The sequence below is a fragment of the Thioclava atlantica genome (assembly GCF_000737065.1).
Classification (GTDB): Bacteria; Pseudomonadota; Alphaproteobacteria; order Rhodobacterales; family Rhodobacteraceae; genus Thioclava; species Thioclava atlantica.
Window position 1 is genome coordinate 41,115 of the sequence record NZ_AQRC01000013.1, and the last position, 11,854, is coordinate 52,968.

The 11,854-nt window shown below is 65.4% G+C and carries 14 protein-coding genes; 3 read left to right on the forward strand and 11 right to left on the reverse strand.

All coding sequences use genetic code 11. The annotated features are described in order from the left end of the window. From lepB to DW2_RS14760, 7 genes are all read right to left on the reverse strand, one after another. A complete protein-coding gene (lepB, locus tag DW2_RS14730) occupies positions 1-786 on the reverse strand; it encodes a signal peptidase I (protein WP_038147837.1) in 786 nt (261 codons plus the stop codon). Positions 787-842: 56 nt separating this feature from the next. After that, on the reverse strand, positions 843-1,244 hold the full coding sequence (gene acpS, locus DW2_RS14735) for a holo-ACP synthase (RefSeq protein WP_038147838.1): 402 nt from the start codon (positions 1,242-1,244) through the stop codon (positions 843-845). 4 nt (positions 1,245-1,248) lie between these two features. Then, complete coding sequence (locus DW2_RS14740; RefSeq protein ID WP_038147839.1) at positions 1,249-1,992, reverse strand: pyridoxine 5'-phosphate synthase; 744 nt, start codon at positions 1,990-1,992, stop codon at positions 1,249-1,251. Positions 1,993-2,068: 76 nt separating this feature from the next. Then, positions 2,069-2,716 (reverse strand): RluA family pseudouridine synthase, encoded by a 648-nt coding sequence (locus DW2_RS14745; protein ID WP_038147840.1) that lies wholly within the window; start codon positions 2,714-2,716, stop codon positions 2,069-2,071. Between the two features lie 32 nt (positions 2,717-2,748). After that, a complete protein-coding gene (locus tag DW2_RS14750) occupies positions 2,749-3,135 on the reverse strand; it encodes a GFA family protein (protein ID WP_038147841.1) in 387 nt (128 codons plus the stop codon). Between the two features lie 7 nt (positions 3,136-3,142). Then, a complete protein-coding gene (locus DW2_RS14755) occupies positions 3,143-3,595 on the reverse strand; it encodes a GAF domain-containing protein (RefSeq protein ID WP_038147842.1) in 453 nt (150 codons plus the stop codon). Continuing rightward, the gene (locus DW2_RS14760; RefSeq protein WP_038147843.1) at positions 3,592-4,770 is read right to left on the reverse strand and encodes a thiolase family protein; all 1,179 of its coding nucleotides are present in this window, start codon (positions 4,768-4,770) and stop codon (positions 3,592-3,594) included. Before DW2_RS14760 ends, DW2_RS14755 begins: the two co-directional genes overlap by 4 nt. A gap of 90 nt (positions 4,771-4,860) precedes the next feature. Between DW2_RS14760 and DW2_RS14765 the strand changes: the two genes are divergently transcribed. Together DW2_RS14765 and DW2_RS14770 are read left to right on the forward strand one after the other, a co-directional pair. Next, positions 4,861-5,205: an STAS domain-containing protein gene (locus DW2_RS14765; RefSeq protein WP_038147844.1), complete on the forward strand. Its 345-nt coding sequence runs from the start codon at positions 4,861-4,863 to the stop codon at positions 5,203-5,205. Further along, positions 5,198-5,701, forward strand: coding sequence for an ATP-binding protein (locus DW2_RS14770; protein ID WP_051856137.1), 504 nt, complete (start codon positions 5,198-5,200; stop codon positions 5,699-5,701). The genes DW2_RS14765 and DW2_RS14770 overlap by 8 nt, the downstream gene beginning before the upstream one ends. Before the next feature lie 27 nt (positions 5,702-5,728). On the opposite strand, the gene hspQ is transcribed toward DW2_RS14770, so the two are convergent. Next, complete coding sequence (hspQ, locus tag DW2_RS14775) at positions 5,729-6,055, reverse strand: heat shock protein HspQ (protein WP_038147845.1); 327 nt, start codon at positions 6,053-6,055, stop codon at positions 5,729-5,731. 191 nt (positions 6,056-6,246) lie between these two features. Here hspQ and DW2_RS14780 point away from each other — a divergent pair, with 191 nt between their 5' ends. Then, positions 6,247-6,822, forward strand: coding sequence for a transglycosylase SLT domain-containing protein (locus DW2_RS14780; protein WP_038147846.1), 576 nt, complete (start codon positions 6,247-6,249; stop codon positions 6,820-6,822). Here DW2_RS14780 and DW2_RS14785 read toward each other — a convergent pair whose 3' ends face one another. The 3 genes from DW2_RS14785 to DW2_RS14795 form a co-directional block, all read right to left on the reverse strand. Then, positions 6,823-7,419: a LolA family protein gene (locus DW2_RS14785; RefSeq protein ID WP_038147931.1), complete on the reverse strand. Its 597-nt coding sequence runs from the start codon at positions 7,417-7,419 to the stop codon at positions 6,823-6,825. A gap of 106 nt (positions 7,420-7,525) precedes the next feature. Further along, complete coding sequence (locus DW2_RS14790; protein WP_038147847.1) at positions 7,526-10,618, reverse strand: DNA translocase FtsK; 3,093 nt, start codon at positions 10,616-10,618, stop codon at positions 7,526-7,528. Between the two features lie 12 nt (positions 10,619-10,630). Then, positions 10,631-11,809 (reverse strand): aminotransferase class I/II-fold pyridoxal phosphate-dependent enzyme, encoded by a 1,179-nt coding sequence (locus DW2_RS14795; protein ID WP_038147848.1) that lies wholly within the window; start codon positions 11,807-11,809, stop codon positions 10,631-10,633. Positions 11,810-11,854 lie beyond the last annotated feature (45 nt).

Sequence of the window (11,854 nt, forward strand, 5' to 3'; positions counted from 1 at the left end):
TCAATTGATCGCCTTGAAGAACCGGTCCGGACGCCAGGTCCAGAAGTAGAAGAGCGACCGCCCGGCCGAGGAGAACATGATCCGGTCCGCCCGGCCGATCAGGTTCTCCGCCGGCACGAAGCCGAGACCGCCCACCGATTGCGGGAAGCGGCTATCCTCGGAATTGTCGCGGTTGTCGCCCATGAAGAAATACATCCCCTCGGGCACCGTATAGACCGGCGTGTTGTCGACCGGACCGCTGTCGGTGATGTTGAGGATGTCGTGGCTCACCCCGTTGGGCAGCGTTTCGGTGAAGCGCTCCTTGACGCAGGTATCGCCCATGCCGACCGGCGCGTTGGTGCAGCGCGGCAGCAGGCCCTGCGGACCTTGCGGCGCCATCACTTCCTTGAACTCGCCCGCGGGCTGCATGTCCACCGGCTTGCCGTTGATCTGCAGCACGCCGTTGATCATCTGGATCTTGTCGCCCGGCAGACCGATCAGGCGCTTGATGAAATCGACGTCCTTGCTCGGGTGGCGGAACACCACCACGTCGCCACGCTGGGGCGGGGTGAACAGGATCCGGCCCGGGATCGGGCAGGCCGAGAAGGGGCAGGAATAGCGTGAATAGCCGTAAGCCATCTTGTTGACGAAGAGGAAATCGCCGATCAGCAGCGTATCCTTCATCGAACCGGAGGGAATCCAGAAGGGCTGGAAGAAGAGCGTCCGGAAAACCCCCGCGATCAGAAGCGCCCAGAAGATCGTCTTGATCGTGTCGAGGATACCGCCCTCGCTGTCTTTCTTTGCCATCTGCCCCAGTCCTGCCTCTGAAAATCCCGCCCTCAATACGCGGCCTCACGCCCGAGTCAAGAAAGCTTGCGGGCCTCGATCACCACGAAGGCCTGTGCCCAGGGGTGATCGTCCGTGAGCGTGACATGGATGATCGCCTCGTAACCCTCTGGCGTCATGTCCTTTAACCGGTCCGCAGCCCATCCCGTGAGCTGCATGACCGGCTGCCCCGTTGGCAGATTCGTGACCGCCATATCACGCCAGGCGATGCCCATCCGCAGCCCCGTCCCGAGCGCCTTGGAACAGGCCTCTTTCGCAGCCCATCGCTTGGCATAGGTGCCTGCCACATCGCGGCGCCGCTCGGCCTTGCGCTGCTCGGTCTCGGTGAAGACCCGGTTGCGGAACCGGTCGCCAAAGCGTTCGAGCGTGCGCTCGATCCGCTCGATATTCGCGAGGTCCGTGCCGATACCGAGGATCATCCCGTCAGCTCCGCGCCGCATCCATCAGCTTGCGCATATGCTGGATCGCGGGGCCGAGGCCCACGAAGATCGCCTCGGCGATCAGGAAATGGCCGATGTTCAATTCGCGCACCTGCTTCATCGCGGCGATTGGCTCGACGGTTTCATAAGTCAGCCCGTGACCCGCATGCACCTCGAGCCCGAGGCTGTCGGCATAGGCGGCGCCGGCCTGCAACGCCTCCAGCTCGGCATCGCGCGCGGCGAAATTGCCCTCGTAGTGGGTGTCGCAATAATGGCCGGTATGCAGTTCCACCACCTGCGCGCCGATCTTGGCCGAGGCCTCGATCTGTGCCGGGTCGTGGCCGATGAACATCGACACGCGGATGCCCGCCTCGACCAGCGGCCCTACGAAATCGGTCAGCCGTGCCACGTCGCCCGCGACGTCGAGGCCGCCCTCGGTCGTCACTTCCTGGCGCTTTTCCGGCACGATGCAGCAGGCATGGGGCACATGGCGCAGGGCGATCGCCTGCATCTCGGCGGTGGCGGCCATCTCCAGATTGAGCGGCAGGCCGATCCCCTCCATGAGCGCCTCGATATCGGCGTCGCGGATATGGCGACGATCCTCGCGCAGATGCGCGGTGATCCCGTCCGCGCCCGCCTCCTCGGCCAGCTTCGCCGCGCGCAGCGGATCGGGATAGGCCGAGCCACGGGCGTTCCGCACCGTCGCGACGTGATCGATATTCACCCCAAGACGCAAGGGTTTCGACATCTGTTGCCTCCGCATGGTTGCGCGCGAGAGTATGCCTGCCCCCGGACGCGGGGAAAAGAGCGCGATTGTATCGGTTTCAGAACGGCACGGGCGCCGAGAAGGTCAGGTGCTTGCCGCCATCGGGATGGCGAAAGCGCAGGCTCTCGGCATGCAGCATCAGGCGCGGGAAATCGCGCGCGGGCCCCTCGGCATAAAGCGGATCGCCCAGGATCGGATGCCCGAGCTCGGCCATATGCACACGCAACTGATGGCTCCGGCCCGTGACGGGCATCAGACGCAGCCGCGTCGTGCCCTCCTCATGGCGCATGACCCGCCAGTCGGTCTGTGCGGGGCGGCCCTGTTCATGGTTCACATGCTGGCGCGGACGGTTCGGCCAATCGACGCAGAGCGGCAGATCGACACGGCCCTCCTTTTCGGCCAGCTCCCCCCAGAGCCGCGCCTGATAGGTCTTCTTGGTCTGGCGCTTCTCGAATTGCAGACCGAGATGGCGCTGCGCATGGGGCGTGAGCGCGAAGACCATGACCCCGGACGTATCGGTATCGAGACGATGGACCAGCAGCACCTCGGGATAGATGCCGCGCAGCCGCTCGATCAGGCAGTCCGCCTTGTCCGGCCCCTTGCCGGGCACCGAAAGAAGCCCCGCCTGCTTGTCGACCACGAGGATCTCGTGATCGGCATGAAGGATGCGCGGGGCTTCCAGGGGCGGGTCGTAGACATATTCCATGACGCGCGGGATGCACCGCCCCCGCGCGCGGGTCAAGCCTGTGGCGCTTGCTCGGGCCCGTCCTCGATCTCGTAATAGTCCGATTTGTCGCGTACGAAGATATGCCGTGCCGTGCGCAATCCCGTCGGCGGATCGAGAGTCCCCGCTCCGATCGAGACGTGTTCATCGCCGAATTCGCGCCAGAAAAGCGAACTGCCGCAATGCTGACAGAACCCGCGCTCCGCGGTTTCAGAAGAGCGATACCAACGCAAACCGGCCTCTCGGATGAGCGTCAGACGACCGACATCGACCGATGTAGCCGACCAGTAGTGGCCGGAGGTCTTCCGGCATTGCGAGCAATGGCAGGCAACCGAAGGGCGCATCGGCCCCTCGATCTCGTAGGCAACTGCACCGCAGAGGCAGGACCCTCGATGGATCATGGCCCGCTCACAATGCCCCGAACACGTCGCGCAGGATGGTCTCGAGCGCGTCGGCGTCCTCTTGGGTGAACGCATCGGGCTGGTCGCTGTCGATATCGAGCACCCCGATCACGCCGCGCCTGGCAAAGACCGGGATCACCAGTTCGGAACGGGTGGAACTCGAGCAGGCGATATGACCCGGGAAGGCCTCGACATCCGCCACAAGCTGGGTCTCCCCGGTGCGCGCCGCCGCCCCGCAGACCCCGCGTGCAAACGGGATCACGAGGCAGCCATGCCCGCCCTGATAGGGGCCGATCTTCAGGAGTTCCGGCTCGGTGACGCGGTAGAACCCCGTCCAGTCGAACCGGTCATCGGCATGGTGGATCTCGCAGGCGAGCGTCGCCATCAGCGCGACCTCGTCGCTCTCGCCCTCGGTGAGCGCGGCGATCCGTTTGGCGAGCTCTGCGTAATCGACCCTCATGGACGTTCGATGGCGATGGCCGTGCCCTCGCCCCCCCCGATGCAGATCGCGGCGATCCCCCGCTTGAGCCCGCGCGTCTCGAGCGCATTGAGAAGCGTCACCATGATCCGCGCGCCCGAAGCGCCGATCGGATGGCCGAGCGCACAGGCGCCGCCATTCACGTTGACCTTGTCATGCGGCACGCCAAGCTTGTGCATGAAGGCCATCGGCACCACGGCGAAGGCCTCGTTCACTTCCCACAGATCGACATCCTCGACCGACCAGCCCAGTTTCTTCAGAAGCTTCTCGGCCGCCGGAACCGGCGCGGTCGGGAAATCGGCCGGCGCCTGCGCATGGCTCGCATGCCCCAGGATCCGTGCGCGGATCGGAAGCCCCTCGGCCTCGGCCACGCTTTCGGAAGCCAGCACCAGTGCCGCCGCCCCGTCGGAGATCGACGAACTGTTCGCCGCGGTCACCGTCCCGTCCTTGCGGAAGGCAGGCTTGAGATGCGGGATCTTCTCGGGGCGCGCATTGCCGGGCTGTTCGTCGGTATCCACGACGCTCTCGCCCTTGCGGGTCTTCACCGTCACCGCCGCGACCTCTCCTTCGAAAGCCCCGCTCTTCTGCGCCTCGAGCGCGCGCGACAACGAGGCCAGCGCATAGTCGTCCTGCGCCTCGCGGGTGAACTGGAAAGCCTGCGCGCAATCCTCGGCGAAGGTGCCCATCAGGCGGCCCTTGTCATAGGCATCTTCCAGCCCGTCGAGGAACATGTGATCGAGCGCCTGCGCATGGCCGAGCCGCGCACCCGAGCGCATCTTGGGCAGCATGTAGGGCGCGTTGGTCATGCTCTCCATGCCGCCTGCGACCATCACCCCTGTCTGGCCAAGCGCGATCTGGTCGAAGGCCATCATCGCCGCCTTCATCCCCGAGCCGCACATCTTGTTGAGCGTCGTCGCCGGCACCTCTTCGCCCAGGCCCGCCGCGAACCCGGCCTGCCGCGCGGGGGCCTGCCCCTGCCCCGCCGGCAGCACGCAGCCCATCAGCAACTCCTCTACGCGGGCCGGCGCGATGCCTGCACCGCTCAGCGCCGCGCGGATCGCCGTTCCGCCAAGTTCCGATGCCGTCACCTCCGAGAAGACGCCCTGCATCCCGCCCATCGGCGTCCGGGCCGCGCCCGCGATCACCACCTTTTCCATGCTCACCTCCCGATAATCTGCCACACGGATACCGAATGGTAAGTATTGGCGTCTAGCCTCCTGAGAAATTTCTCTGTGCCGGAGGCGATCATGAACCTGTCCGCAGAACACCGCGAAGGCGTGCTCGTCGTCCATCTCGCGGAACCACGCCTCGACGCGGCCATCGCCATTCGGTTCAAGGAAAGGATGCGCGAAATCGCGGATCAGCCGGGCACACGGGTGCTGATCGAGATGTCGAAGGTGGAATTTCTCGACAGTTCCGGGCTCGGCGCGGTGGTGGCGGTGATGAAATCGCTCGCTCCCGATCGGCAGCTCGAACTCTGCGCGCTCACCCCGAATGTCGAGAAGGTCTTTCGACTGACCCGCATGGATTCCGTCCTCTCGCTGCATCCCGATCTCGAGACGGCGCTTGGAAAAGGCCGCAAATATGCCTGAGCGCTCCTTCTTCTCCTCCCCCGCGCGCATGGCGAAATCATCGGGAGAGGCCAGGATCTTCCATCACAGCTTTCCGGCCACGCCAATCGCCGTGCGCGACGCGCTGCGCGCGGCGCTTGCGCGTTTCGTCAGGGTGATGAGCGAGGAGGAGGCCGGGACGCTGGAACTCATCCTCGCCGAGATCCTTAACAACGTGGTGGAGCACAGCTATGGCGAGGCGGAGGAAGGCTCCATCACCCTCTCGATCGTGCGCGACGCACAGGGGCTGAGCTGCTCGGTCAGCGACGATGGCATCGCGCTGCCGATGGCGTGTCTGAACACGGGGGAGCCGGAGAGCCTGACCAGGCCCGATCCCGCCGCACTTCCCGAAGGCGGATTCGGCTGGTTCCTGATCCGCGACCTCGCGACCGAACTGGGCTATCGGCGAGAGGGCGAGCGCAATCTTCTGGCCTTCCGTCTGCCGCTTGCCCCCTTGGAGGACCGCAAGGCGGGCTGAAAAGGAGGGAGACGGCCGAATGCCCGCTCAGTTGAGCGTGAACTGGAGCGAATAGCACCCGTCGTCGAAATCGCCAAAGAGATCGGGCAGGTCCGGATGGGTCACCGGCTCGCCGGAGAAATCCGCGACGAGGTTCTGCTCGGATACGTAGGCCACGTAATAGCTTTCGTCATTCTCGGCGAGAAGATGGTAGAAGGGCTGGTCCTTGGAGGGCCGCGCCTCCTCGGGGATTGCCTCATACCATTCCTGCGAATTGGAAAAGGTCGGATCGACATCGAAAACGACACCCCGAAACGGGTGTTTGCGATGCCGCACCACCTGTCCGATGTGATATTTCGCCTGTGTCGCGTACATGAGAACCCTTTCTTTCTTCTTATCTAAGTACTCGTGCCCCGGTCTGTCCACTTTCGCGCCCAAATATTGCCGGAAACAGATTGTCGGGCTAGGCGGGACAGTGCCGATATCTGTGCTCCTTAACGGTTTCCGAACCGGCCGAAAATGCATAGAATGCGGGAAAACGAGCCGTCAGAGCAAAGTAGAGCAGTATGAAAAAATTCCTCGCCCTTGGCCTCGTGCTGGTGGTCGCCGCCTGCGGCGGCCCGCAAAAGCCGCCCCGCAACCTCGATGACGCCTGCGCGATCATCCGCGAACGCCCGCAATATTTCTCCGCAATGCGTCGAACCGAAGCCCGCTGGGGCGTTCCCGTCGCCGTCCAGATGGCGACGATCCACCAGGAGAGCCGATTCGACGGCAACGCCAAGACGCCGCTTCGCTTCGCCCTCGGCATCATTCCGCTCGGGCGCCAGAGCTCGGCCTTTGGCTACAGCCAGGCTCTCGACGCGACCTGGGAGGAATACCGCAAGGATACCCGTCGCTTCGGCGCGCGGCGCAACAAGATCTCGGACGCGACCGATTTCATGGGCTGGTACATGGACGGCACCACGCAGAAGCTCGGCATTCCGAAGACCGACGCGCGCGACCAGTATCTGGCCTATCACGAAGGTCGCACCGGCTTCGCGCGCGGATCGCACCGTTCGAAATCCTGGCTGCTGGCGGTGGCCAACCGGGTCGCGGCACGCGCGCAGATGTATGACATCCAGCTCGAGACCTGCCGCCGCTGATCAGCGGCGGCGCGCCAGTTCGGCGTCGATCGAGAACATCAGCTGACCAAAGTTGCCGCCGGTCTTGAGGTTCTTAAGGATCGTCGAGGTCTTCTGACCGCTCTCGTCGGTGATCACCCATTGCTTGAGCGTCACCGGCCCTTCCGAGAAGACGAGCTGGATCGTCCCGTATTCGGGATGCTGCGGATCCTGCGCGGTCACGATCGTGTTCGACCCGTCGCTCCGGTAGCCGGTCACCATGTTCGACCGGCTCAGGTCGATCTGGCGCGCGAGGATCAGGTTGAGCGGCGTTTTCGTGAGCGGATACTGCTCGGGCGGCTGGTTCGACTTCGGATCGAACACCGCCACCCTGTTGGCCGAGGCCAGAACCAGCAGATTGTTGTTGTCATACTGGAAGCGGGCCCGTCCCGGGCGCTTGATGAAAAGCTTGCCCGTCGAGACCGAACCGTCGGAATTGACCTGGGTGAAATCGGAGGAGGCCGATTGCAGGCTGTTGAGATAGGCCGAGATCTCGGCCAGCGACAGCTTCGCGGCCGAGGCCGGAAGCGCGAGCGCCAGCGAGAAGATCGCGGCGAGCAGGATGCGGATCTGTTTCATGCCCATAGATTTAGGTGCTCCGTGAAAAAGAGAAAGCCCCGCCGCAACGCGCGGACGGGGCTTCCGGATCCGATCGGCGCTTTCGCGCGTATCATCGTTCGGGCCGTTACTGCTCCGGAACGAGGATCTCGCGCTTGCCGACATGGTTGGCGGCCGAGACGACGCCCTGATCCTCCATCTGCTCCACCAGACGCGCGGCCTTGTTGTAGCCGATGCCCAGCTTGCGCTGGATGTAGGAGGTCGAGCATTTGCGATCCTTGATCACGATCGCGACCGCCTGATCGTAGAGCGCATCCTCGCCCCCGGTATTGCCGCCGGTGTTCAGGCCGAGCACCGCGTCGATATCCGAGGCGGTGTCGTCATCCGGCCCTTCGACCACGCCCGACATGTATTCCGGCGGACCGAAGCTCTTGAGATGGTTGACGATTTCTTCGACCTCTTCATCCGAGACGAAGGGCCCGTGGCAGCGGGTGATCTTGCCGCCGCCCGCCATGTAGAGCATGTCGCCCATGCCGAGGAGCTGCTCGGCGCCCTGCTCGCCCAGGATCGTGCGGCTGTCGATCTTCGAGGTGACCTGGAAGGAGATCCGGGTCGGGAAGTTCGCCTTGATCGTGCCGGTGATGACATCGACCGAGGGGCGCTGCGTGGCCATGATCAGGTGGATGCCGCTCGCCCGCGCCATCTGTGCCAGACGCTGGATGCAGGCCTCGATCTCCTTGCCCGCCACCATCATCAGGTCGGCCATCTCGTCGACGATGACGACGATATAGGGGAAGGGCTTGGGCTGGAATTCCTCGGTCTCAAAGATCGGCTCGCCGGTCTCCTCGTCGAAGCCCGTCTGCACGGTGCGCTTGAACATCTCGCCTTTTGCGAGGCTTTCCTTCACGCGGCCGTTGTAGCCCTCGATGTTGCGCACGCCCATCTTGGACATCTTGCGGTAACGGTCCTCCATCTCGGAGACCACCCATTTGAGCGCCACCACCGCCTTCTTCGGATCGGTCACGACCGGGCTCAGCAGATGCGGGATGCCGTCATAGACCGACAGTTCCAGCATCTTCGGATCGATCATGATCAGACGGCATTCCTCGGGCGTGAGGCGATAGAGCAGCGACAGGATCATCGTGTTGATCGCCACCGACTTGCCCGAGCCCGTGGTGCCCGCGATCAGCAAGTGGGGCATCTTCGCGAGGTTCGTCACGATCGGCTCGCCGCCGATCGTCTTGCCCAGAGCCAGCGGCAGCTTCATGTTCGCATCGCCGAAATCGCGCGCCGAAAGGATCTCGCGCAGCACGACCTTCTCGCGGTGATCGTTGGGCAGTTCGATCCCGATCACCGAACGGCCCGGCACGGTGGACACACGCGCCGACAGCGCCGACATCGAGCGCGCGATGTCGTCGGCCAGGCCGATCACGCGGCTTGCCTTCAGGCCCGGCGCGGGTTCCAGCTCATACATCGTGACCACCGGGCCGGGGCGGACCGAGACGATCTCGCCCTTGACGCCGTAATCGTCGAGCACGGTTTCGAGCATCCGTGCGTTCTCCTCGAGCGCCTCGTCGGAGAGCTGGTGGCGCTGGATCGTCGCGGGGTTGGTGAGCAGCGACAGCGGCGGCGCCTCGTAGGGCTGCGAGGGCTGCGGCTCGAACGCGAGCGCGGGCTGCGCCTCTTCCTGGGCGCGGCGCGACGGCGCGATCGGCTTCTGGGCCGCCTGCACGACGCGCTTGGCAGGCGCCTCCTTGATCACCTGACGGTCGAGGCCGCGGGCGGAAGCCGGGATCTGAGGCACGTCGTCGGGCTCGTAGGCCGCGTCATACGCCTCCTCGTCCTCGACCCAGTAGGGGGTCCCGCGATCGTCGTAGGATTCGGGATGACCGCCGTAGAAATGGTCGGTGCGCAGGTTCTCCGCCTCCGGTTCGGCATCGGGTGCGGACCAGTCCGGATGGGTCCAGTCATGCCCCGCCTCGTCCCGCGCGGGACCCTCGGGCGCCGCATTCGGCATGAAGCGCGGCCTGGCCTGAAGCGGCGGCTCCGCACGCAGGGCGGGCTGGGCGCGCAGCGGCGGTTCGGGATGGACCACCTGCGGCTGGCGCGGGGCCCGCGCGAGCCGTTTCGCGACCGCCGCCAGCACCGAGGCCGACGCCTTGGGCGGTTCGGGCTCGTGCATCGCGGCAGGCATGTCATGGGCTAGCTCGGGCGCCGGTTCGGGTGCGTAATCGGGAACCACCGCAGCGCTCTTGCGGTTCTCCACCGCCTGCGCGATGCGCGCGCGGATCCGGTCTTCACTCGGTGCTGCGGGTGCGCTCTCGTCCCAATGGAGGTCAGTCTCGAAAAGCTCGGGCCCGGGATCGTACCCGTCGAAATAGGGCTCGGCAGGGCGGCGGATCCGCGACAGGAACGAGCCGCGCGCGGGCTCCGCCTCGGGGGCCCAATGGCCCGAGGGCATCGCTTGCTGTTCTTCCCATGCGGCGATTTCCGCGGCCCGCTCGGCCGCCTCCGCACGGCGCTGGCGCGCCCGTTCCGCAGCCGCGCGCGCGCCCTGCACCGAGGCCGACGCGCTGCGGCCCAGCAGATTCATCAGCCCGACATAGACGGCCACCGTGCCGAGCCACATGAACCGCGTGATGGCGCGCAGTTCGGGCTTGGTGAAGCCGAGAACGTAGGCCGCCATCGCCAGCATCCCCACGGCCAGCAGCAGCGAGAGCAGTTTCAGCCCGATCGTGCCCGAGACCGGCACGATGCCCAGCAGGGTGCCCGCGATCATGTCGCCGAAATGGCCGCCCAGCCCGAAAGCCTGCCCCCATTGATCGCCCGGCACCAGAAGGGCCGCATAGACCGAGGCGACGGCGACCGAGATCGGGAAGAAGATGATCCGGCCGACGAGGCGTTCCTCGCCGCGATGGGTGATCATCCGCCCGCCCCAGACCAGCAGCGCCGCCGGGATCAGCCAGGCACCATGCCCGACGATGACGAAAAGCGGCGAGGCGATCCCCGCACCGATCCGCCCGAGCCAGTTATGCACCGGCCCGTCGGAGGCGGCCATCCAGCTCGGATCCTCGGGCGTGTAGGAAAACAGCATCATCGCCGCCAGCACGCCGAGGAGGGCCATGATGACCCCCGCCAGCTCCTTGCCGCGGCGTTCGAGGATCGCCTGCGTGTCCTGATCGAAAAGCGGGTCGCGCTGTCGTACCTGATAAGATGCCATTGCCTACCGTCCTCAACCGTAAAGGCAGTCGCGAAGCTCGGTGAGCCCCCGCTGCGTTTCTTCTTTTGGGGCGACCATGGCCACCCTGATAAATGTCTTGCCCGGATTGTCCCCGTCCACCTCGCGCGCGAGATAGGCGCCCGGCAGAACGCGGATCCCCGTCTCGCGCCACAGCTTGAGCGCCGCCGCCTCTCCGTCCTCAACCGGGAGCCAGAGGAAGAAGCCGCCCTCGGGCAGCTGAAAGCGCGGCACACCGGCGAAAATCTCGCCCGCGATCGCGAATTTCTCGACATAGAGGCGGCGGTTTTCCTCGACATGCGCCTCGTCGGCCCAGGCGCGTTCGGCGACACGTTGCAGCGGCTGGGGCAGCGGCGCGCCGGAATAGGCGCGCAGGCGGCGGATATGCTTGATGCTCTCGGGACCCGCGGCGACGAAGCCCGAGCGCAGCCCCGGCAGGTTCGACCGCTTCGAGAGCGAGTGGAAGATCACCACGCGCTCCGGGTCGATCCCTTCCTCGGCCGCGACCTGCGCCGCGCCGGGCGGGGGCGCCTCGCGCCAGATCTCGGAATAGCATTCGTCGGCGAAGATGATGAAATCGTGCTTCTCGGCCAGATGCAGCAGCTCGGCCAGATAGGCGCGCGACGCGACCGCGCCCTGCGGGTTCGAGGGCGAGCAGAGATAGGCCACCGTCGTGCGATCGAGAATCTCGGCGGGCAGTCCGGCGTAATCGGGCAGGAAGCCCGTCTCGGCAGCCGCGGGCACGAAGACCGGCTCGGCCCCCACCGCGGCGGCGGCCACCGCATAGACCTGATAGAACGGGTTCGGGATCAGGATGACCGGCTGCATGCCGCGCTTTTTCTCGGGCGAGAGCGCCATCGCGGCGTTGTAGAGCCCTTCGCGGGTGCCGTTGAGCGCCATGATCCGCTCCGGCCCGATCGCGACCTCGAAGCGCCGCTTCAGCCAGCCGGAAATCGCGTCCAGAAGTTCTGGCGTCCCGTCATTTGCCGGATATTTCGCAAATTCCCCAAGGCTTTGCGCGATCACCTCACCCACGAAGCCGGGCATGGGGTGACGCGGCTCGCCGATGGACATGGCCAGCACTTCGCCACCCGGTTCATGCGAATCAAGTAGCGCCCGCAGCCGCGGGAATGCGTATTCGGGCAGGTTCGAAAACCGCTCGGGAAAATCCATCTGTGCCTCATGATTGGGGTCTATGACGCCCCTTATTACGGGCAA

Coding starts and splice junctions, on each gene's coding strand:
- lepB (WP_038147837.1), bottom strand. CDS start 786: ATGGCAAAGAAAGACAGCGAGGGCGGTATCCTCGACACGATCAAGACG.
- acpS (WP_038147838.1), bottom strand. CDS start 1,244: ATGATCCTCGGTATCGGCACGGACCTCGCGAATATCGAGCGGATCGAG.
- DW2_RS14740 (WP_038147839.1), bottom strand. CDS start 1,992: ATGTCGAAACCCTTGCGTCTTGGGGTGAATATCGATCACGTCGCGACG.
- DW2_RS14745 (WP_038147840.1), bottom strand. CDS start 2,716: ATGGAATATGTCTACGACCCGCCCCTGGAAGCCCCGCGCATCCTTCAT.
- DW2_RS14750 (WP_038147841.1), bottom strand. CDS start 3,135: ATGATCCATCGAGGGTCCTGCCTCTGCGGTGCAGTTGCCTACGAGATC.
- DW2_RS14755 (WP_038147842.1), bottom strand. CDS start 3,595: ATGAGGGTCGATTACGCAGAGCTCGCCAAACGGATCGCCGCGCTCACC.
- DW2_RS14760 (WP_038147843.1), bottom strand. CDS start 4,770: ATGGAAAAGGTGGTGATCGCGGGCGCGGCCCGGACGCCGATGGGCGGG.
- DW2_RS14765 (WP_038147844.1), top strand. CDS start 4,861: ATGAACCTGTCCGCAGAACACCGCGAAGGCGTGCTCGTCGTCCATCTC.
- DW2_RS14770 (WP_051856137.1), top strand. CDS start 5,198: ATGCCTGAGCGCTCCTTCTTCTCCTCCCCCGCGCGCATGGCGAAATCA.
- hspQ (WP_038147845.1), bottom strand. CDS start 6,055: ATGTACGCGACACAGGCGAAATATCACATCGGACAGGTGGTGCGGCAT.
- DW2_RS14780 (WP_038147846.1), top strand. CDS start 6,247: ATGAAAAAATTCCTCGCCCTTGGCCTCGTGCTGGTGGTCGCCGCCTGC.
- DW2_RS14785 (WP_038147931.1), bottom strand. CDS start 7,419: ATGAAACAGATCCGCATCCTGCTCGCCGCGATCTTCTCGCTGGCGCTC.
- DW2_RS14790 (WP_038147847.1), bottom strand. CDS start 10,618: ATGGCATCTTATCAGGTACGACAGCGCGACCCGCTTTTCGATCAGGAC.
- DW2_RS14795 (WP_038147848.1), bottom strand. CDS start 11,809: ATGGATTTTCCCGAGCGGTTTTCGAACCTGCCCGAATACGCATTCCCG.